Origin of the sequence: Albibacterium sp., from assembly GCF_035514885.1 — a bacterium.
In the GTDB taxonomy this organism is placed as follows: Bacteria; Bacteroidota; Bacteroidia; order Sphingobacteriales; family Sphingobacteriaceae; genus Albibacterium.
Window position 1 is genome coordinate 632,275 of the sequence record NZ_DATJCH010000012.1, and the last position, 21,041, is coordinate 653,315.

19 protein-coding genes are annotated in these 21,041 nt (G+C 35.8%); 4 read left to right on the plus strand and 15 right to left on the minus strand.

Annotation, left to right across the window (positions count from 1 at the left end; translation table 11 throughout):
* Positions 1 to 11: 11 nt before the first annotated feature.
* The 7 genes from pseC to VL047_RS06825 form a co-directional block, all read right to left on the minus strand.
* On the minus strand, positions 12 to 1,277 hold the full coding sequence (gene pseC / locus VL047_RS06795) for a UDP-4-amino-4,6-dideoxy-N-acetyl-beta-L-altrosamine transaminase (RefSeq protein ID WP_325359343.1): 1,266 nt from the start codon (positions 1,275 to 1,277) through the stop codon (positions 12 to 14).
* Positions 1,278 to 1,298: 21 nt separating this feature from the next.
* Positions 1,299 to 2,327 (minus strand): UDP-N-acetylglucosamine 4,6-dehydratase (inverting), encoded by a 1,029-nt coding sequence (gene pseB, locus VL047_RS06800; RefSeq protein ID WP_325359344.1) that lies wholly within the window; start codon positions 2,325 to 2,327, stop codon positions 1,299 to 1,301.
* Between the two features lie 63 nt (positions 2,328 to 2,390).
* Complete coding sequence (locus VL047_RS06805) at positions 2,391 to 4,730, minus strand: GumC family protein (protein WP_325359345.1); 2,340 nt, start codon at positions 4,728 to 4,730, stop codon at positions 2,391 to 2,393.
* A gap of 34 nt (positions 4,731 to 4,764) precedes the next feature.
* Entirely contained in the window at positions 4,765 to 5,565 is an 801-nt protein-coding gene (locus VL047_RS06810; protein WP_325359346.1) for a polysaccharide biosynthesis/export family protein, read from the minus strand.
* Positions 5,566 to 5,637: 72 nt separating this feature from the next.
* Positions 5,638 to 7,029 (minus strand): undecaprenyl-phosphate glucose phosphotransferase, encoded by a 1,392-nt coding sequence (locus VL047_RS06815; RefSeq protein ID WP_325359347.1) that lies wholly within the window; start codon positions 7,027 to 7,029, stop codon positions 5,638 to 5,640.
* 60 nt (positions 7,030 to 7,089) lie between these two features.
* Positions 7,090 to 8,739 carry a hypothetical protein gene (locus tag VL047_RS06820; RefSeq protein ID WP_325359348.1) on the minus strand — a complete coding sequence of 550 codons (1,650 nt, stop codon included), beginning with the start codon at positions 8,737 to 8,739 and terminating at the stop codon, positions 7,090 to 7,092.
* A 2-nt stretch (positions 8,740 to 8,741) separates the two neighbouring features.
* Entirely contained in the window at positions 8,742 to 9,440 is a 699-nt protein-coding gene (locus VL047_RS06825) for a hypothetical protein (RefSeq protein WP_325359349.1), read from the minus strand.
* A 312-nt stretch (positions 9,441 to 9,752) separates the two neighbouring features.
* Here VL047_RS06825 and VL047_RS06830 point away from each other — a divergent pair, with 312 nt between their 5' ends.
* Positions 9,753 to 10,385 (plus strand): response regulator transcription factor, encoded by a 633-nt coding sequence (locus tag VL047_RS06830; protein WP_325359350.1) that lies wholly within the window; start codon positions 9,753 to 9,755, stop codon positions 10,383 to 10,385.
* 26 nt (positions 10,386 to 10,411) lie between these two features.
* Here the strand turns inward: VL047_RS06830 and VL047_RS06835 are convergent, their stop codons facing one another.
* The 3 genes from VL047_RS06835 to VL047_RS06845 form a co-directional block, all read right to left on the minus strand.
* Entirely contained in the window at positions 10,412 to 11,155 is a 744-nt protein-coding gene (locus VL047_RS06835; RefSeq protein ID WP_325359351.1) for a hypothetical protein, read from the minus strand.
* A 281-nt stretch (positions 11,156 to 11,436) separates the two neighbouring features.
* A complete protein-coding gene (locus VL047_RS06840) occupies positions 11,437 to 12,729 on the minus strand; it encodes a nucleotide sugar dehydrogenase (protein WP_325359352.1) in 1,293 nt (430 codons plus the stop codon).
* 20 nt (positions 12,730 to 12,749) lie between these two features.
* Positions 12,750 to 13,739, minus strand: coding sequence for an SDR family oxidoreductase (locus tag VL047_RS06845; protein ID WP_325359353.1), 990 nt, complete (start codon positions 13,737 to 13,739; stop codon positions 12,750 to 12,752).
* 137 nt (positions 13,740 to 13,876) lie between these two features.
* On the opposite strand from VL047_RS06845, the gene VL047_RS06850 reads away from it, so the two are divergent.
* From VL047_RS06850 to VL047_RS06860, 3 genes are read left to right on the plus strand one after another with little or no spacing between them, the layout of a single operon-like run.
* Positions 13,877 to 14,239 carry an EamA family transporter gene (locus tag VL047_RS06850; protein WP_325359354.1) on the plus strand — a complete coding sequence of 121 codons (363 nt, stop codon included), beginning with the start codon at positions 13,877 to 13,879 and terminating at the stop codon, positions 14,237 to 14,239.
* A gap of 3 nt (positions 14,240 to 14,242) precedes the next feature.
* Entirely contained in the window at positions 14,243 to 15,169 is a 927-nt protein-coding gene (locus tag VL047_RS06855) for a glycosyltransferase family 2 protein (protein ID WP_325359355.1), read from the plus strand.
* 28 nt (positions 15,170 to 15,197) lie between these two features.
* Positions 15,198 to 16,781 (plus strand): hypothetical protein, encoded by a 1,584-nt coding sequence (locus VL047_RS06860; RefSeq protein ID WP_325359356.1) that lies wholly within the window; start codon positions 15,198 to 15,200, stop codon positions 16,779 to 16,781.
* A 5-nt stretch (positions 16,782 to 16,786) separates the two neighbouring features.
* On the opposite strand, the gene rffA is transcribed toward VL047_RS06860, so the two are convergent.
* From rffA to VL047_RS06885, 5 genes are read right to left on the minus strand one after another with little or no spacing between them, the layout of a single operon-like run.
* Positions 16,787 to 17,917 (minus strand): dTDP-4-amino-4,6-dideoxygalactose transaminase, encoded by a 1,131-nt coding sequence (gene rffA, locus VL047_RS06865; RefSeq protein WP_325359357.1) that lies wholly within the window; start codon positions 17,915 to 17,917, stop codon positions 16,787 to 16,789.
* 15 nt (positions 17,918 to 17,932) lie between these two features.
* Entirely contained in the window at positions 17,933 to 18,565 is a 633-nt protein-coding gene (locus tag VL047_RS06870) for an acetyltransferase (protein WP_325359358.1), read from the minus strand.
* Between the two features lie 6 nt (positions 18,566 to 18,571).
* A complete protein-coding gene (locus tag VL047_RS06875; RefSeq protein WP_325359359.1) occupies positions 18,572 to 19,222 on the minus strand; it encodes an HAD family hydrolase in 651 nt (216 codons plus the stop codon).
* Positions 19,223 to 19,228: 6 nt separating this feature from the next.
* On the minus strand, positions 19,229 to 20,206 hold the full coding sequence (locus VL047_RS06880) for an ATP-grasp domain-containing protein (protein WP_325359360.1): 978 nt from the start codon (positions 20,204 to 20,206) through the stop codon (positions 19,229 to 19,231).
* Positions 20,191 to 21,036, minus strand: coding sequence for an NAD-dependent epimerase/dehydratase family protein (locus VL047_RS06885; protein ID WP_325359361.1), 846 nt, complete (start codon positions 21,034 to 21,036; stop codon positions 20,191 to 20,193). Before VL047_RS06885 ends, VL047_RS06880 begins: the two co-directional genes overlap by 16 nt.
* Positions 21,037 to 21,041: the final 5 nt, after the last annotated feature.

Genomic DNA, 21,041 nt, shown 5'->3' on the forward strand with positions numbered 1-21,041 from the left:
AAAATATTGCTTTAAAGATAATAAGCTTTTATTTTTTCAATCACATAAGATTGTTCTGCATCTTCCAACGTTGGATACATCGGCAAACTAATACAATGCTTATAATAAGATTCAGCATGAGGTCGATCACCTTCCTTCCACCCAAATTGACGATAATAGGGCATTAAATGACAAGGAATATAATGAATTTGTGCAAAAATATTATTAGTTCTTAGAAAATTATATAAACCTAATCTATCTTTTACTTCAATGACATATAGATGATAAGCATGCCCTTCTATAAAACCGGATTGACCTTTTATAAATTCATCATTTTTAAATGCGTCAAAATAATTAACAGCGATTTCCTTTCTTCTAGCCAGTCCCTTATCTGCACGAGTTAATTGGCTTAGACCTAATGCAGCCTGAAAATCAGTAATTCGATAATTAAATCCTAAAGTTTGCATTTCCATGTACCAATCTGGATAAGGTGATGGAGTATCATCAATTTGAGTTAGTCGCTTTGAATGGTCATCAATACCAATGGCGAATTCTATACTATTCTGGTAATTGTTTTTATTCTTTGTAATACCGTGAGTACGAAGTTGTAATAATTTATTATACAAATCTTCATCATTGGTAGTAATCATACCGCCTTCTCCAGAAGCAATATGCTTTACTGGATGAAACGAAAAAATAGCCAAGTCAGCAGATTCTCCACTCCCACAAAGTTGGGTTTCACCCCTACTATTGATAAAATATCCTCCAGGTGCATGACATGAATCTTCAATGATCCATAGTCCATACTCATCTGCTAAATTTTTGAATAATTCTAAGTTGACTGATCTCCCCGCAAAATCGACAGGAATGATACCTTTATAAGTACCTTTTGGAGCAGCCTCTAGCAAAGACTTAACGGAATTGATATCTAATAAATAGGTATTAGGGTCAATATCGCCAAAAACAACTTCGCCACCACAATATTGAACACAATTTGCTGATGCCGCAAAAGTAATGGGTGTAGTAATAACCTTTTGACCTTTTTGAACACCTAAAGCGAGAGTTGAAAGATGTAATGCTGCTGTACCATTAGAGACCGCAACTGCGTATTTTGCACCTACATATTTGGCAAAGGCATGTTCAAATTCAACAATCTTCGGTCCTTGTGTTAGATAATCTGATTGAAGCGCATTAACTACAGCATTTATATCTTCTTGAGTTATATGTTGCTTACCATAAGGGATTAATTTGTTAGGTTTACTATCACTTAAGGTTATGTTTTTTCCTTTATAGGACATTTTTAATAAGTTTATATACTACTAATAGTTATTATCTACTTCAAACTTAGAATCCACGTGTTTACGAATTAAATTTCTTAAGCCTTCCACTGTTTCCCATTCAGTATTATCACCGGAACTATATGCAAAACCTTCAGATACTTTTTTAGCATTAAATGCTTTAACGAAATCTTCAATTGACCATTTGTGTGTAGCTGGGAGAATCGTGTAATATTTTCCTAAATCATAAGTATAAAAAGAATCAGAAGGGGTAATCATCTCTTCATGTACCTTTTCTCCTGGTCGAATACCAATAACTAAATGTTCACAGTTAGGTCCAATAGCCTTAGCAACATCCATAATTCTATAGGAAGGGATTTTTGGTATAAAGATTTCACCTCCCCATGCATTCAAAAGTGCATGCATAACCATATCTACCCCACCTTGTAATGAAATATTAAAACGAGTCATATTTACATCTGTAATTGGTAACTTTCCTTCCTTTTTTTTCTTAATAAAGAAAGGAATAACAGAGCCATTTGATCCCATTACATTCCCATAACGTACAACTGAGAAGCGAATTGGATTCCAACCAGTTATATTGTTTGCTGCTACAAATAATTTATCTGAAGCCAATTTTGTCGCACCATAAAGATTTATTGGTGCACAAGCCTTGTCTGTTGAAAGTGCTACTACACGTTGAACCCCTGTTTCCAAACAGGCATCGATTACATTTTGAGCACCATGAATATTGGTTTTAACACACTCATCGGGATTGTATTCTGCAATAGGAACATGTTTCATTGCAGCAGCGTGTATTACGCAATCTATACCTTTCATAGCACGAATTAAACGTTCCTTATCTCTTACATCTCCTATAAAATAGCGTATTTGTGGAAAGCGATTTTGCGGATAATCTTGAGCCATCTGGAATTGCTTTTGCTCATCTCGTGAAAATATAACAAGTCTTTTGATATTAGGGAATTCGGTCAGGATATGTTTAGTCAATGCTTTTCCAAGTGATCCTGTTCCACCAGTAATTAATATAGATTTATCTATTAAAGAATTCATTTATTTGATTTTTATAATATTATAATATGCATTTTAATTTTTATGGGATAAATATTTACCTACTTATCGCTTCCATATTGGCTTCTTGGCTTTTTCTTCACCATAATATCCATATCCGTATCCGTACCCATATCCGTATCCCTTATTATGATCAATATCATTCACCAGAATTGCCATTTCACCCAATTTTCTTTCTCTATTGAGATCATTAATGATGCTTAATAGATTCTTTATCGTATACCCTTGTCGGACAACATATAAAGAAAGATTAGCATACTTGCTCAATAGTTGAGCGTCGGTAACTAACCCAATCGGTGGCGCATCAATAATAATATAATCGAATTCATTTTTTAAGGTTTCAATTAACTGGTCTGTACGTTCACTTAAGATTAATTCAGAAGGATTTGGAGGAATAGGACCTGAACTAATTAAGAACAGATTATCGTTAATACCGGACGGTTGGATGATATCATTAGACTTTAATTCATCTGAAATAATATAATTGCTAAAACCAATTTTGCTTTTAGATTTCAGTTTAACTGATAAATTCGGTTTGCGTAAATCCATTTCCATAGCGACTACTTTCTTACCAGAAAAAGCAAGTACAAGAGCTAGGTTAATTGCAATGAAAGATTTTCCTTCACCACTCATGCTTGAAGTCAATAATACAACCTTCTGATCTTTAGAATTCAGATAAAACGCCAAATTTGTACGCAAAGAACGAAAACTCTCGGCAATAGCTGAACGAGATTCTTTTGTAAGCAATTCAGATTCATATTTATCGTTATGACCTATTTCTGCAATAATTGGAACTTGGGTTCTTCGCTTAATGTCTTCTTTACTTTCAATTTTTGTATTTAATAAGTCCTTCAAATAAAGAATAAAAAAAGGTATTGCTAAACCAATTGATAGGCCAATAGCTAAAGTAAGAGCTTTTTTAGGACTAATAGGAATATCCTTTGCTTTCGGCGTATCAATTATTCTACTGTTAGAAATATTAGAAGTCTTACTAATAGCTGTTTCTTCTCTTTTTTGTAAAAGAAAAACATATAGCTCTTGTTTAATTTGTTGTTGTCTTTCTAAATCTAAATATGTCCTTTCTATAGCTGGTACAGTACGAATTGCTCCTTCTAATTGGGTTACCTTCTTTAATAGATCATTTCTAGTTATCGTTAGATTAGCCTTTGTACTGTTAAGATTACCTCTGATGTCCTGTCTTAAATTGGTAAGCTGTGTATTCAAGTTAATAATGGTTGGATTATTTGTTGTTGAGCTAAGCAGATTACGATCACGTTCTAAAAGCAAGGTGTTATAACGTTCAGCAAGACCACTAAAAATTGCATCGTTTGACAACATTGCGCTAGGTATAATCCGAGGGTTATCCTTATCTGATAAATAACTTTCCATACTATTAACTATCGTTAATTGCGTTTCAATATTAGCTAAATCTTTAATGTATTGGCTTGAATTTTGTAAAAGAATCTCTGATTGCGCAGACATATCCGCTAATTGGCTTTGTTGTTTAAAGCTTTGAATATCTCCTTCTACACTTCCTAATTCTTGTCCAACCAATACTAATCGGTTTTCAATAAAAGCAATGGTGCTGTCTGCTATTGTATTTTTATCACGAAGATTACTTTGAACATATTTATCAATCAATGTATTTAAAATATCCTCCCCTCTTTTTTTTATCGGGTATTCAAAACCTAAATCAATTACCGTAACTAATTTATTGGTCACTTGAACTGTAAGCCGATTCATAAAATCGGCAACTCGGCTATCAAGACTTGATATTTCAAACAAATAGGTTTCGTCTACATAAGGTATATTAGTATTACGCTCAATTTTTATAGATCCGAATTCTGGCACTCGTATTGTCTGATTATAGGAAATGATTTCTTCAAAATCACCATTTGAAATTTCAATCTTATTATTATCAATCGATTTTAATTGAAATGTAGTGGAGATAAATAAACTATCCAAGCTCAACAATGAGACATTAAATGGCGAATCGTAAAGTTCTATATCGCGAATATTTCCCTTTCTATAGTAGGTTATATTAGCATGAAGTTCTTTTACTACCTGCTCCATTAAATTACGTGTCTTTAATATTTCTACTTCATTATCGACCGTACTTTTGACACCTATCATACCTGCAAAATCACCTAAAACAGCATTTTCTACACCAGCAGCTCCTTTTTTCTCATCGCTGACTAATATCTTTGCATTGACTTGATAAATTGGTGTACTGTAACGTAAATATGTAAACGCTATTGCTAAACCAAGAAAAGCACCAAGCACTAACCAATACCAGTTTCTTAATAATTTATTTAAAAAATCAATAACGACTTTATTATCGTCATGTGACTCTTCTTTAAAATCAAACTCTTCCCACTCGTTCATATTATTAATACTGTTTTTATTTTTAGTTTTGCTGTTATAGTCTGGATAGTGCAACGATTGCTAGTGAAGCAATTGCACTAATAATGGAAATAGTTTGTGTTCTAGCTGCATTATTTGCTGCAACCTTACCCTTACCAGGTTCTACATAAATTACATCGTTTTGCTGTAAATAGAAATAAGGCGATTTAAAGGTATCATAAGAATTCAAGTTGAAACGTATAAACTCCTTTTCTCCATCTCCGTTATCTCTAATAAGCATTACATTTTCCCTTTTGCCGTAAATAGTTAGATCTCCTGCCAAACCAATGGCATCTAATAAGGTTATCTTTTCATTAGGAACGGTATACGTTGCTGGTCTTTCTACTTCACCAATCACAGTGATTTTAAAATTAGCAAAACGTACCTGTACTGTTGGTTCTTTAAAGAACTTGGAAGCATTCTCAGTAATTAGTTGACGAGCTTGGTAGGTTGTCAAACCGGCTAACTTAATATTACCTAACATAGGTATAGCTACATTTCCATCTTTATCTACCAAAAAACCGCGGATAACTTGGTTACCAACTGTTGATGCTGAACTAGCTCCAACTGCCGGAACGGTTGACACCTGGTTAACTGCTGCAGTAGCATCTATATCAACCGTTTGTATTGTAATGCTAAGAATATCGTCTGATTGAATGGTTGGTTCATTAAACTGAGCTAACTTAACTACCTCGGCACTATCTAAAGGTAAATCATTAAAATATACGCTCTTCTTAGTTACTACACAGGAGGTGAGAAAAAGGACAAGAATAGTAGAAAGAAAAAATATCTTTGAATTGTTTTTGTATTTATACATGGATTTTTATATGGTAAATAATTGCCTGAATATGGTCGCAAATATATTAAATTTAATGAGTCAAGCTTTTATTCAGACTGCGTTTTCTTCACCGCTAAGCATATTAATTACGGTTAAAAATACAATCTTTACATCCAACATCGCAGTCCAGTTTTCCATATACCAAATATCATGAGCAACTCGTTTTTCCATTAGGGAAGGATCTTTAGTTTCACCTCGGTAACCATTAATCTGTGCCCACCCGGTTATTCCGGGTTTCATAAATTGCCTTACCATATACTTTTCAATGATCTGCCGATATTGCTCGGTATGCTTTAACATATGAGGCCTAGGTCCCACTACGCTCATGTGTCCTTGAAATACATTGAAGAATTGAGGAAGTTCATCAATACTGGTTCTACGCATAAAGCTTCCCAATTTTGTTATTCTGGCATCTCCTTTAAAGGCTTGCTGGCTATCGCTGTTCGAATTAACCCGCATGCTGCGGAACTTATAGCACCAAAAGGGGATGTTATCTTTACCACTTCTTTGTTGTTTAAACAAGACTGGTCCCGGGCTTTCTAACTTAATCAAGATCGCAATGATGGGGTAAAGCCAGCTTAGAACAAATACAATAACCAGTGAACTAAAAAATAAATCAAAAATCCTTTTCTTGAAACGATTCTCAATTTCATAGGTCGGTTCTTGACGGATGCTTAATACGGGCATTTCGCCCATAAAACTCATTTCAAAAGGAATAGTAGTATTGTTGCTTAAATCAGGGACTAATTTGATTCGGATACATTGTCTATCTGCTTCTTCCAATAAAGAAGTAGCTAAAGACATACGCTCTGGTTTTAAGGAAACATAGACTTCATTGATATTGTTAGCAGCCGCTTTTTGCAATTGACCGAAGGCTGAAGGCATTAATTCACCCTGATCATTTACCAACAAGGAATCTGAATCGGATAGAAATCCCTGAAAGGAATAGTTCTGGCCATGAGCATTAAAATACTTAGCCAATTTCTGACCACCTAAATTATTACCCATGATAGCAACCGACTTGCGAATTTTGAACTTTTTTAAAACCGTAGTTTGTAAATAAGTGCCTATAAATCGGCTCAATAAGAGACCAAGCCCCAGTAAAGGATAGAAGAATATAAATACTTTTAAGGAAAGGATGCTATTATCAATAAATACCAAGGTAATACCAAAGAAAAGAAAGTGGAAAACTGCACAACGAAAGGTACTGCGATAAAAATTCTCTAGACTATCTAAGCCTACTGCTGTGTAGAGGCCAAAAGCAAGGGCAATAACAAGCCAGGTTGAGTTTACAATTAAGAGGTAATATTTATAGAAATCCCTGATATTGATATTAAAAAGACTCGCACTTAATTCTGCCGAAATAAGAAATACAACACTTAGCAGAATGACATCAGTTAAGGCGATTAAATATTTGGAAATATAAGTATAACTGGATTGCATGGTTTATTGGAATAAGTTTACCCTGATAATGATATCAGGGTAAACTTTTAATTAATTATATTATCTAGTTTGACAAGCTTCAGTTAGCATTTCAAGGTTCGTAGCACCGGCTTTTTCGCCAATTATATCACCTGGTTTTGTACCTACTGTTCCTGAATTATCAGCAGTAACTACTTTGTTGTTTACAACTTTCACATTGTCTCCCCAAACTGCTTTGAAGTCATATTCTGCTCCGGCAGTTAACATAGAACTAGAGATAAAGCCATTTTTAACAACACCTAATAGTTTGAACTCTTTGGCATCCGTAGCTTTATAATATAGGTAGAATGTTGGAAGAACATTTAGAACCATATCATCACCAGGACAACGAACATATAGTTGCAAGGTTACCTTTGGTTTGCTAGTTGGTTCATTAAGCTGGAAGTTAAATGGAAGTGCTGTACAACCTATTGCGACAAGCTTAATACCGTAGAAGCCTTCATTAGCGGTTAAATCAACACCATTACCATCTTTAACACGAATGCTGATCAAGCCAGAAGAAACCGGTAATTGTGGAAGTGTAATGGTAGCATCTCCTTTTGTTACAGAAGCCTGAGTAGAAGAAACAACCTTTCCGCCGATAATAGCCTCAACAGTTAACGAATAAGTAATACCATCTTGCATCCATGGAGAATCTACATTAACAACAAGTGGAGTATTACATGACTGGAAGAATACACCAACCATATACCAGGTTAAGTGATCCGTATCAAAACGTGCAGTAAGATTTCCATTAACCTTCTTAACGGTTATGTTCTTTTCAAAAGTCCATTGTGCAGTACCGGTATCATAGCTGTAAATAGCTAATTGTTCGCCATCTTTAAGGGTAGCATCAGTACTTGGGTTAATGAAGTTAGGATCCAATTGAATATCAATAGTAATTGGCTTGCTAAATCTTTTTACCTGAGTATTACCCATCATAAACTCAATGTTTACCAACCCTGCAGGTACAAATGAACCAGCCTGTGCAGCACCACCACCTTCAGGTATAACGTTATTGGTTGTTAAGCTTCCACCAGGGAATACAGCAAGAGCAGTTTCTTCAGATGGATCAAATAAGGTTACTGAACTGGTTAAAGATGAACCTGTAATAACTTGACCTGCAGCATCTAAGAATTGAGTACCGCTGGCAACCTCAATATTAACAGACTGTTGACCTACGTTTCCGCTACCGACTGTAAGTACAATTGGAGTAGCAGTTGCATTATTAACCAAAGGAGTAGTCGTTACGCTTTCAACCACACCCGGAACAGGTGGATTAGCAGGTTTTAAGAGGGTAACAGTTCTAACACTTTCAAACTGTTTGTAGTTAATGGTAACTGGTACATTCTGCGTAACATAACCCGGGCCTGAAAGTACTACGGAAAATTGAACATTGTTATTGGCAGTCGGTTCAGCTTTAGGATGAACACCTAAGGCTACGATTCCTTGAGTTACGGCAAATGTTTTTTCACCGGCAAGATTATAAATTGATTCAGCATCGCGGCCACCGATGGTTACAGTAACACCACTTGGTGTATTGCCGTTGGCATCTTTAACTTGAATTAAGGTAGTATAATGAATAACATCCGTGCTAACGTTTAATTCAAAACCTTTTAAGGGGTCAGCACACTGTGAAAACAACATAGTTGAAATCAGCGCCCCAACTAATATAAAGTAAATTCTTTTCATTTTTATTTGATTTTATAGCTTAGACTTAATTGAGCAACTGGTAAGAAACGGTATTTTTTCACATTTTCTTCTACGATCTTTGCGTTTGCTTCGTTTCCATCCAACAAGTTGGTTCCAACAATGCGAACATCTGGTTTATTAAGGTAGTATGCACCTAAATTAAAATCTAAACCTATTTTCGGTCCTAAATTGAAATTCTGCAATCCCAAACCTAAATAAGGAGCCAATGAGAAATCCCAGTCGATGCTTGTTGTAAGTACACCAATATCCTCAGGAGCAACTACAATCTCTCCATATTGATAAGGTTCAGTAAGCTTGGTAACAAAAGTACCTCTTGCTTTATAGAAAAAGCCCATACCTGTACTCAATGCGAAATGTTTACCAAAGTTATCATGATCGTCAAATGGAGTCCAGTCAACCAATAAATGCACGTTTGATAAACGGGCAGTAATGTCGTTGGTAGTTTTATAGTTATTATATGTTTTCAGTACATCAGTATCGAAAGGTAAAAAGGCTGCGCCCGCGCGAAGGGCCAGGTGATTTTGAAAAGGAACTGAAAAAGTCACCCCTACTCCTTGTGTACCGGCTTGAATTCCGATAGAGCGAACATAAACAGGGTTATCTACAGTTTGACTTTTTGCTTGAGAAAAGCTTCCCAACAATACACACAATACGCTTGTTAAGTATAACAATGGTTTCATAATTATTAATTAAATACAATGATAAAAATTATCTTTTTCAACTTAGGGTTAATTAGTTAGGAGTTCGAAGGTCTGTTTAGGGGTTAAATTCATGGATTATTTCTTTATTTGCCTCAAAGCTAATTCAAAATATCAGCATTTACATCACCCAATATGGGTGATATTTAGTATCTTTATTATATATTTGTTAAGTTGATATTATATTAACTGCAAAACAACTTTTTTATTACAATTCTGATAAATAATTGTCAATAATTCCTTTGTTTATTTTATTTTGCCGAAGAAATAAAACCGAAGAAAACCTCAACAAAAATGCAGAAAAAAATTGTTATAATTGATGATAACAAATTGATCCGTGAAAGCTTAAGAATGATCCTTGAATCTGAAAAAAGATTTCAGGTGATCAACACCTACAGCGACTGCGAATCTGCTATCACCAACCTAGAACAAGACGCTCCCGATGTTATCCTATTGGATATACAGCTACCGGGCATAAGCGGCATTGAGGGTACGAAATTGATCCACAAAAAATTACCGGATTGCATTATTTTGATCATTACAGTTTCTGAAGACAGCGACCAGGTATTCAAATCACTTTGTGCCGGAGCAAGTGGTTATATCGTAAAATGCCCCAACCTGAATGTAATTAAAGAAGCTGTTGACGAAGCGCTCGCCGGTGGCGCACCCATGAGTCTGCAGATTTCAAAAATGGTGGTGGAATCTTTTCAGAAGCATGCAGGTTCTCCCCTTTCTGAAAGAGAATCGCAGGTATTGCAATCTATCTCTGAAGGCAAAAGCTATTCTAAAATTGCAGAAGACCTCTTTATCAGTAAAGAAACCGTTAAAACCCACATTAAAAACATCTACCGAAAACTGGAGGTTGTTACGAAAGAAGATGCCATACGGATTGCCCATAAGAATAAGTGGGTTCAGAGGAATTACTAAACCCACTTCATGTGCCATATAAGTAATTATCTCTTATACCAAATTCCGGATATTGCACTTGGATTAAATTCCTTGCTATTTAAATAGCCAAAGCTCTGTGATGAGGCAAAGAATCGTAACCCGAAAGCAAAGAGTAGTATTCCTTTTTCAATAGGAATTTCATTAATATTCAATGGTATGTCGAAACTCTGTGCTTCAAATCCCTTGGAGATACTGAAACGTTCTGACTCAAAATCGGAGATCTTCTGTGCCATGCCTGATTTGAAATCATAATGAATCAGCGTGAAACCATAAGCAATGTGAGAAGCCGTTTTAATAATCCTTCTTGGCTTTTTTGAAACATCAAATCCGGGAAACTGAACCTGGCATGTATCATCATTGATAGTCACATCAGGATAGTTTGTAAGAATACTGCCCGGTTGTATGTTGGAGTTTATAACCAAACGGTCAAAACCGGGAACTTCATTCCAATTATCATAACGAGAATCGTTAATGATTTCATGCTCCGAGCTAAAATTTCTCTTAAAGAACCTGATCATATCAGTATATAGTTGCACATTTATTCCATTCAAAGCAAAATCCTTCACCAATCGATAGATCCTTGAACTTTGTTTAGATATTTTCCCAAAATTCTTGCTTTCTAATAAGGTTCCTCCTCTTTGCTTCACTGATTTAGGATAAGATTGAATGATTTCTTGACCATTCAATACCCGATAAACATAATTTCCAATTCTTCCGTGGATCTTACCATTCTTAATAATTGCCATCATTTTAAAATTTAATGTGTTAAACAAAAATCAAAGATTGGCCGATTATTAGAAAAATGCTTCGTTTTGGGAATATTGATTAATAGAACGGTCATTTGACTAACAGAACGCGGGAAAACAGGCATTTGATAGAATGCCGGATAGCCTTGCTTTTACATGGTAATCTTGTTTATAAAAGCTTCTTCCGTGGTATCTTCGTTAAAAGAGCCAAAAAAGCAAAGACTCAACGGAGGAACCATTCGCTAATAACGGGATCATGTAAAGCAAGGGTAGTAGATGGTAGCTTAGAGTCTCCCGTCAGCTAATTCACCTAAAATGCCTTTCACATCATAAATAACTTTGTTCTTTTTGCATAGGGAGGTTAAGTCAAGCGATTTGAATTCATTATGAGCAACAGCTAAAACAATGGCATCGCAATCTTTTGCATTACCTAGTTCCTGGGTGCTATCCCATCCGTATTCATGCTTAACTTCAGCAGGGTTTGCCCAAGGATCGTAGATGGTGATATTGACATCATAATCTTTAAGGGCATTTAATACATCCACGACTTTGGTATTGCGGACATCGGGGCAATTTTCTTTGAAAGTAATTCCTAATACAAGTATGTTTGAGTTTTTAACAGGAATATCCTTCTTAACCATCAATTTGATTACTTCCTGGGCAACGTACTCGCCCATTCCATCGTTTAAACGACGGCCGGCTAAGATAATTTCAGGATGATAACCATGCTCTTGAGCTTTTTGAGCTAAATAATATGGATCTACACCAATACAATGTCCACCTACCAAGCCCGGTTTGAAAGGCAAGAAGTTCCATTTGGTACCTGCGGCCTCTAAGACGGCATGGGTATCAATATCTAAACGATTGAAGATTTTTGCCAATTCATTGACAAAGGCTATGTTGATATCGCGTTGAGAATTCTCAATTACTTTGGCTGCTTCCGCAACTTTAATGCTAGGTGCTAAATGCGTTCCCGCAGGAATAACAGATTTATAAAGATCATTTACTCGTTCTCCGACTTCTGGAGTAGAACCGGAAGTCACCTTTAGTATTTTCTCTACCGTACGCTCTTTATCTCCAGGATTAATACGCTCCGGAGAATAGCCTGCAAAGAAATCAACATTGAAATTCAAGCCCGATACTCGCTCAAGAACAGGAACACATTCATCTTCGGTAACACCGGGATAAACCGTTGATTCGTAAATAACGATATCTCCCTTTTTTAAAACTTTAGCAACCGTTTCGCTTGCTTTATAAAGTGGAGTAAGATCCGGACGGTTATTTTTATCGACAGGAGTTGGTACGGTTATAACATAAATATTACAATTTTCAATATCAGATAAAGTAGCAGAACAATAGAGTCCGTTTGAATCGGAAGGCTTATCAACTAAAACTGTTTTCAGTACCTCTTCAGATACTTCTAAGGTTGAATCGATACCAGTGTTCAATGCGTCGATGCGCGGCTGATTGATATCGAAGCCAATTACCGGATATTTAGTCGCAAACAAACGCGCCAAAGGCAGACCAACATATCCTAAACCAATTACAGCAATTTTAGTATCTACTAGATTGTTCATTTTATCTATATTCTTTTATGTTATTTTAAATTTTCCCAGTACCAGTTAAGCGCTTCTTTTAAGCCTTCCTGTATACTGTGTGATGGTTGATAGCCCAATAAGTTTTTTGCTTTCTCAATACTAGCCAAAGAGTGTGGAATATCTCCTGCCCTATTTTCTCCATGTGTAATGCTGATCTCGGCAATTTTAGGATCAAATTCAATCAGGTATTCCTTGAGGTACTGAGCTAATTCATTAAGCGTAGTACGATCGCCTACAGCGGTATTATAAACTGTATTAAGGGCATGGGTATTTGAGGTACTTAAAGCAAGCTCATTCATCTGAAGCACATTATCAATGTAGGTGAAATCACGCGAGTATTCGCCTGTTCCATTGATAACCGGACTTTCATAATTCATGAATTGCTTAACGAATTTTGGTATAACAGCAGCATAAGCTCCATTGGGATCTTGCTTTCTGCCAAATACATTGAAATAGCGTAAGCCTATGCATTCCAAGCCATAGGTCTTTGAAAAGACATCGGCATAGAGTTCATTAACATACTTGGTAACTGCATAAGGAGATAGTGGTTTTCCAATAACATCTTCCACCTTAGGCAGAGATTCTGAATCGCCGTAGGTTGAAGAACTCGCAGCATAAACAAATCGCTTTACCTTTGCATCTCTTGCTGCAACCAGCATATTTAAGAAGCCATTGATGTTTACATCGTTGGTTGTTACCGGATCGTTAATGGAACGAGGTACGGAACCGAGTGCCGCTTGGTGTAGAACATAGTCTACGTTTTCACAAGCATGTACGCAATCCTCCGGATTTCTGATATCTCCTTCAATCAGCGTGAATGCCGGAAGGTCTATAAAGGGCTGAATATTGTGTCGGTGACCGGTAGAGAAATTATCCAGTACTCGTACCGCATAACCTTTATTTAAGAAATATTCGCAAAGATTGGAGCCTATAAACCCTGCTCCACCCGTAATTAATATGGTCTTTTGTTCAGGTGAACTACTGTCCATTATAAATTTTGTTTTGATTAAATGGTAACAATTGAGTTGATAAATCTATGATTTGTGTTGCAAAGATATAATTTCAATTAATTAATTAATTGTTATAGCAAAATATTATTCATTAATTCATATATATTTGCCCATATATGGGATACATATACATTTTCTGTACAATCTTATTCACCATTTACGGACAGATTGTTCTTAAATGGCGACTGAACCAATTAGGTAGTTTACCCGATGGAACTACGGATAAACTCAAATTCCTTGGAAAAGCATTGCTGGATATTTATATCATTTCAGGCTTTATCAGTGCCTTTCTTGCTTCTTTGTTTTGGATGGCAGCGATGACTAAATTTGAGATAACAAAGGCATATCCTTTTATGAGTCTTTCTCCTGCTTTGGTATTTATTATTGGAATTTATTTTCTGGGAGAAACCTTTACCTGGGGTAAATTAATCGGTTTAATTTTTATTATTTTAGGAACATTAATCACTGTTAAGTTTTAAAGAATGACTTTATCCGTAGTAACGACTCTGTATAAATCGAGGAGGTTTTTAGATACCTTTTTAGTTGAGATGGTTGATGCTATCCGGAAGCTGAATATTGACGATTTTGAATTGATTTTTGTAAACGATGGTTCGCCAGATGATTCTGTAGCTTTCCTGCTGGATAAGAGAACAGAATTTCCGCAAATTGTAGTGATTGATCTGTCTCGTAACTTTGGCCATCATTATGCCATGCAGGCCGGTTTGCAATATGCGCAAGGCGATTATGTTTTTTTGATTGACAATGACTTGGAAACTCATCCGAATTTTATAATTCGTTGTTTTGAAACCATGCAAAACGGGGAAGATGTGGATGTGGTATATGGTTATCAGGAAAAAAGAAAGGGCCGGTTTATCGAAAGCCTGGGAGGACGTTTCTTTTATTGGTCGATCAATAAGATATCAGAAGTGAAAATTCCGGAGAATATCCTTTCTGAAAGACTAATGACGCAACAGTATGTTCAGAGCCTTAATTCGTTGGGCGATGCGAATTTGTTTATGGGTGGAATGATGTACTGGGCAGGCTACAATCAGATTGGTTTACCGGTTGCTAAAGGATTACGTGAAGGCGAAAGTACCTATAGTACAAGGAAGCGTTTGGAATTAATGATTCAGGCAGTTACTTCTTTTTCAGGGAAACCCTTGGAATATTTATTCTATGCGGGTTTGCTGATCACTTTTGGAAGTATACTTTCTATTATTTATTTAATAGCCAAAAAGATCATTTGGGGGGATGAGATTCAATTGGGCTGGACTTCGCTCGTTTCTATTAATATATTGATTCTGGGGATTATTTCTACTTTCTTAGGATTGATGGGAATCTACCTGTTCAAAATCTTTAAACAAGTACAAAACCGACCAAATTATATTATAAAGAAAATCTATAAGTAACCAATATATTATCTTATAAACCTAACCTATGCAAGGTAAAATAAAAACGACCGCGTACCTGCTTTTTGCTATCTCAAATTGTCTGATGCTTATCAATCCGGGTATATTCTGGGATGACTGGACGCTCTATAATATGTCTGATAAAGGCATAATGACACAATTTAATGGAAATGGAGCGGTGATTTTTGGTTATATGCATGTGCTTTTTCAAAAGTTCCCAAATCCTCCTGTCTTTTATCATCTGTTAACCTTTCTTTTACAGTTAATAAGCATTGTTTTCTTATTTAAAATTATTGATAAATGGTTTATCGCTGAAAGTAAAGAACAGAAATTTGGTTATTTTGCTGTTTTAATTTATAGTGTACTCCCATTAGGAGATGCGAAAATAGCGATGATATGCTTGCCGTTTACTTTATGCTTAACTGTTTTTATTTTGGCTGTTTATTTTCTTGTCAAATTTCAGCTAGAACATAAACCTTTAACAAGATTTTTAAGCCTGCTGTTTTTCTTCTTTTCCTTTATAATCAATTCGCTGATTGTATTTTACTTAATTCCATTTATCTGGCTTTTATATTCAAATCAAGTAAAATATATTCTTAACAATGGATTAAAGAATTTTTCTCAAGTGCTATCCATGCTATTAAAGAATACACTTAATTTTTGGGATTTCTTGTTGCTGCCTTTTGTTTTCTGGATATTTAGAGGTGTTTTCTTAGCTCCTTCACAGCAATATGCGGCATTGAATTACAATGAAATAGGATTGAATTCTTTGGTAGCAATGCCATCAAGGTTTATAAAACTTTTGACGGGATTTTTTACTACGCTGTTTCCCTTACTGACTGAAATGTTTGCAACGATTGAGTTTATTATTCTCTTTTTAATTTTAGTAGGACTTATTTTCTATTTGGTACGGAAGATTAATTTCAATTTCACTGTTTCTAAGTCTTTGCTGTTTGTTGCGCTGGTTATATTATTCTTAGGTGTTATTCCATACGTGTTAGTAAATAAATATCCTTTTTTCTCAGGCTTTGACACTCGCCATCAATTACTAATTGGTTTTGGGATCGCTCTATTATTTTGCAATCTGTTATTTCTTATTAAATCAAATGGGATTAAGAAGCTTATTTTAGCTTTATCTTTAGCCTTCTTTGTTAGTTTAAATGTGTTTATTCAGTTCAGTTATTTTAAGGGTTATTTGAAGTCCATTGCATTAGAAACTTATTTTGCTAATAACAACCCAGAGAAGGAGTTTCCACAAAGCATTTTTGTAATAGATAATACAGAAAGTTTCACACAAAAGGGGAACGTTAAAAGCTTTTATGAATATGCGGGGATACTAAAATTACATTCTGCCAAAGAAAATACGATGCTGATATGGAAAGAAGATTATCTAAAAAACATTGCTAATAATAAATTTGAACACCTACAACCCTATTTTTATCAATATAATCTTTCGAATTATCAGATGGTTGAACCAAGTGCTGCCCTAGAAATTAACTTCTCAAAAGAAGCACAACCTCGTTTTCCGGTATTTAGCTATTACAGTAGCTTTTTAAGCGGAAACTCAGATGAATTAATCAAATATTTTGATTTTAATTTAAAGCCTTTATAAGCACATTAAGCGGTTAAAATACCGATAATTCTTTCTATTTGTGAATCTTCCAATTCATAATACATGGGTAATCTGACTAAGCAGTCCGAATAATGATCTGATACAGGTAGTTGGCGGCCATCGTGTTTTTCAGTGTAAAAGGGACTGGTGTGCAGACTTAAATAATGGAAAACCGCATAAATATCATTGCTTTTTAATTTGCTTAATATTTCAGCACGCTGTTCCCCATTTTTGCAGACTATGTAGAACATATGAGCATTATTGGTCGCAAAATCAGGAACCATGGCTAACTGTATTCCTTCTTTTATTGCCCAATCTTTTAGCCCTTCGTAATATTGGTTCCAATGCTTTACCCTAACATCTTGAATGTCTTTGATATTTTCAATCTGGGCCCATAAAAAGCTTGATATCAACTCGGAAGGAAGAAAGGAAGAACCCATATCAACCCATCCGTATTTATCAACTTCGCCCCTGAAGAATGCGGAACGATTGGTTCCTTTTTCCCAAATAATTTCTGCCCGTTTTTCAAATTGAGGATCATTGATGGCCAGCATGCCCCCTTCACCCGCAATAATATTTTTGGTTTCATGGAAAGAGAAAGCTGCCAGGTGGCCAATAGAACCCAAGGCTCTTTTAATACCGTCTTTACCGGTATAAAAACTGTCAATAGCTTGGGCAGCATCTTCTATAACGAATAGCTTATGCTTGTCTGCAATAGCCATAATTTTATCCATATCACAGGCCACGCCTGCGTAATGTACCGGAATAATCGCTTTGGTTTTATCGGTAATTAATGATTCGAGGCTGTCTTCATCAATTCCCGGATGATCTTTTCTGCTGTCTGCAAATACAATTCTAGCCCCTCTCAGAACAAAAGCATTTGCCGTTGATACAAATGTGTAGGATGGCATAATAACTTCATCACCGGGTTGGATATCAATCAATATGGCTGCCATTTCCAACGCATCTGTACAAGATGTCGTTAACAAACACTTTCCAAAGCCGTATTGCTCTTTCAGAAAGTTCTGGCACTTTTGCGTATACTTCCCATTTCCCGACAGCTTACCTGTATAAACTGCATCGTATAGATAATGTGCTTCTTTTCCGGTTAAATAAGGTTTGTTAAATGGTATCATATTATTATCAGTAAATTATCTTATAAATCTTACAGGATTGCCAACGTATAAACCGCTTTGCTCAATATTTTTTATCACGACAGCTCCGCCTCCGATTTGTGTATTTTTAACGATCTTGATATTGTCTATAATGGTCGAATTGATGCCAAGAATGCAGGACTCTTCAACCTGTACGAAACCTGCAATGGCAACCCGTGGTGAGAGGAATGAATGGGCTCCGATTTTCGTATCGTGTGCAACGCAGCAACCCACGTTGATTAAGGTATTTTCACCAATCTCAACCTGCTGATCGATAATGCAACCGGGATAAATAATCACACCTTCTTTGATTTGGCTAGAAAGGTCAATGATGCTGCTTGAATGGACAAGTTTTCCGAAAGGAACCTTTCCTTTAAATTGGTCATAGAGATTCTTTTTAAATGCGAGGTGTTTATAACCAATGCCAATCAATAGTTCATCGAATAAGCCACTTTGATAGGTCTCAAGGATATTTGTACTGCCACCCAGAACAGGGATGTTGTTTATCAGCTCGCCCTTGTTTTTAAAATCATCAAAAAAACCAACAACTTCATATTGATTATCTGTTAGGGCATGATAGGCAATTTGCTGGCCTAAATCTCCTGATCCGATGATGGCTAATCTTTTCAAATCTCTTTATATAATGTTTGATAGTTCGCTTAAGGAAGCTATTCGTTTATTAAAGTAAGTAAAATTATCATCTCTGTCTACTAACCAGGCATCAATTCCCAATGATTTTGCTGGTATAACATCCAATTTCAGTGAATCACCAACATACAGTATTTTTGCTGGCTCAATAGCTAATATTTCAAGAGCACGTTGATAGAACTCAATACTGGGTTTACCTACTTTTTCCTTCTCTGAGCCGATAATGGCACTGAAGGTATTCTCTCCAAACAAAGTATCCAAATGATCCTTTAAAGAAGTATTAAAGTTGGATAGGACTGCTTTTGGAAGATTGATCGCTTTTAAGTATTCGGTATCTTCAAAAGCTTGCCAAGGAAGATAGGTACAGGCATTAAAGATATCATCTAAAAGTGTGTCGTCTGGAATAATCCCTAAAGATAGAAGAAGCTCCTTATTAAAGTTTTTATAGAATTCTGAGTTTGTACGATCCGGAAAGTGAATAATTTCAGAGATCAGTTTATGTTTTTTTCTCAACTCAGTTTGATCGATATCCTGACCATGAGCTTTTAAAACACGGATCATGTTTTCCCATAAAGCAGGTTTATGGATTAAGGTATTGGCTGCATCAAAGAGAACAACTTCGTATTTTAATTTGTCCATAATTGATTAGTAGATAAAATGTTTACTGGAATTATCGGATAAGTTTGAATTTGACTCCTGATTGGGATAGATGACATCCATCATTATACGAATAGCGACACCGTTGATAATTTTAGGCTCTGAAGGTGCTGTATTATACAGATATTCTTCCAATGTATATTTCACATCTTCAAAACCGAAATTAGATCGGATGGAATTGGTGCCTGATATGCGGCAGTTGACTTCAAAGGGCATGATTTTTCCATCTGCAGTAACGATTGACTGAAGGTTTGCACTGCCCCGAATGCTCGAATGTTGAATGATCTTCTCTAAGATATCTTTAAGTTGATCATCGTAATTTCTGTTGACACGGCATTCATTGGTTGCTCCATTATCTAATTTACGCTCAAGGTTAATAAAACCATGTAGTTTATTTTGCTTGTTTACGTAAAAAGCAGTGGTTATTTCGATTCCTTTGAAAAGTTCCTGAATCATATAGTCATCAGAGAAATCCTGATAGCTGGGCGGATTAATAGCTAAGCCCCGCGACCCTCTACCCTCTCTTGGTTTGGCTATAAACTCAGCAAATTCATTGTTATAATCAGAAGGCAGGTATGCTTTAGCAAAGGGGATATCGTGTTTTTGATGGTGGAGAAATGATTTGTATTTATCTAAATAGATTTCAGTTGTTTCTGAAGCAGATGTAGCTATGGTGCATGGAATACGATCAGCATGTTTTGCTAGATAATATACTTCATAGTCTGTTGAAGGTATGATCAGATCAATTTTTTCCTTCTCAACGATTTTGATGATTGCAGGAATAAACTCTTCTTCGTATGAAAATGGTACCAGGTGAAATTTATCACAGAGATGATTACCTGCAGAGAATTCTGTTACGTTGCAGCCTATAACCTTTATGGGCTGCTGCAATGTTCTTATATTTCGAATAATTCCCTGACCTACGTTCCCTCCGATACCGGTTACTAAAACTACTTTTTGATCCATTCAATAATCTCTTTTATTCCTTCTTCTATTGTTTTATAATTGATGATACCCAACTTCTCTTTGGTGGAAGAACTATCATAGCTAAATGATTTGGAAGTATCTTCCCCTGTTAATATCAGCTTACATGGTGTAATGTTCGCAATTCTTTCAGCAATTTCCTTATTAGAATACGATTGTTCGCTAACGGCATGGATGGTAAAATTATCATCTTGTTGGGCCGACTTTACCGCGATGCTTGCAACATCGTTTACATGAATGTAATTCTGCAGACGTTCACCCTTTCCTAATAGCTTAATTTCACCGAAAGATAAAGCATTTTCTATGATTTTAGGGAGAAAGGTAATCTTTTTCATTCCTACCCCATACATGGAAGAAATGCGTATAATGGCATAGGAAGAATGATTTTCAATGCTTCGCTCGCCCCATAATTTGCTAAGGGCATATTTCGAATAAGGTGTGGGTGCTTGTTTGGTTGAAATATCCTTTGTATTCGCTGAGTTTTCATAAACAGATACACTGGAACAGAAAACGATTCGGGATTGTGGAAATAGCTTGCTTACTTTTGCTGGTAAGAGCAGGTTCGCATGAATGAGATTTTCATCTTCGATGCTTTTATCCCCGGTAGGAATAAAGGAGCTAACCAGGTAAATGTGTTTAAAGTCTGTTCCTTCTAAACGATCAATTTCATCAACCTGTATCGCTTTGATTTCTTGTGGGATATTCTCTTTATTTCTATTGTAAATACCCGTAACATCATAAGAGCCTTTCAACTGCTTATAAATGGCTTCGCCTAAAAAACTATTGATGCCAATGATTAATGCTTTTTCCATTGTTG

Excerpts from the sequence above, each read along its gene's own strand:
- VL047_RS06825 (WP_325359349.1), bottom strand. The coding sequence starts at position 9,440 with ATGAAACCATTGTTATACTTAACAAGCGTATTGTGTGTATTGTTGGGA.
- VL047_RS06845 (WP_325359353.1), bottom strand. The coding sequence starts at position 13,739 with ATGGACAGTAGTTCACCTGAACAAAAGACCATATTAATTACGGGTGGA.
- pseC (WP_325359343.1), bottom strand. The coding sequence starts at position 1,277 with ATGTCCTATAAAGGAAAAAACATAACCTTAAGTGATAGTAAACCTAAC.
- VL047_RS06810 (WP_325359346.1), bottom strand. The coding sequence starts at position 5,565 with ATGTATAAATACAAAAACAATTCAAAGATATTTTTTCTTTCTACTATT.
- VL047_RS06850 (WP_325359354.1), top strand. The coding sequence starts at position 13,877 with ATGGGATACATATACATTTTCTGTACAATCTTATTCACCATTTACGGA.
- rffA (WP_325359357.1), bottom strand. The coding sequence starts at position 17,917 with ATGATACCATTTAACAAACCTTATTTAACCGGAAAAGAAGCACATTAT.
- VL047_RS06840 (WP_325359352.1), bottom strand. The coding sequence starts at position 12,729 with ATGAACAATCTAGTAGATACTAAAATTGCTGTAATTGGTTTAGGATAT.
- VL047_RS06860 (WP_325359356.1), top strand. The coding sequence starts at position 15,198 with ATGCAAGGTAAAATAAAAACGACCGCGTACCTGCTTTTTGCTATCTCA.
- VL047_RS06855 (WP_325359355.1), top strand. The coding sequence starts at position 14,243 with ATGACTTTATCCGTAGTAACGACTCTGTATAAATCGAGGAGGTTTTTA.
- VL047_RS06830 (WP_325359350.1), top strand. The coding sequence starts at position 9,753 with ATGCAGAAAAAAATTGTTATAATTGATGATAACAAATTGATCCGTGAA.
- VL047_RS06820 (WP_325359348.1), bottom strand. The coding sequence starts at position 8,739 with ATGAAAAGAATTTACTTTATATTAGTTGGGGCGCTGATTTCAACTATG.
- VL047_RS06815 (WP_325359347.1), bottom strand. The coding sequence starts at position 7,029 with ATGCAATCCAGTTATACTTATATTTCCAAATATTTAATCGCCTTAACT.
- VL047_RS06875 (WP_325359359.1), bottom strand. The coding sequence starts at position 19,222 with ATGGACAAATTAAAATACGAAGTTGTTCTCTTTGATGCAGCCAATACC.
- VL047_RS06885 (WP_325359361.1), bottom strand. The coding sequence starts at position 21,036 with ATGGAAAAAGCATTAATCATTGGCATCAATAGTTTTTTAGGCGAAGCC.
- VL047_RS06880 (WP_325359360.1), bottom strand. The coding sequence starts at position 20,206 with ATGGATCAAAAAGTAGTTTTAGTAACCGGTATCGGAGGGAACGTAGGT.
- VL047_RS06835 (WP_325359351.1), bottom strand. The coding sequence starts at position 11,155 with ATGATGGCAATTATTAAGAATGGTAAGATCCACGGAAGAATTGGAAAT.
- pseB (WP_325359344.1), bottom strand. The coding sequence starts at position 2,327 with ATGAATTCTTTAATAGATAAATCTATATTAATTACTGGTGGAACAGGA.
- VL047_RS06805 (WP_325359345.1), bottom strand. The coding sequence starts at position 4,730 with ATGAACGAGTGGGAAGAGTTTGATTTTAAAGAAGAGTCACATGACGAT.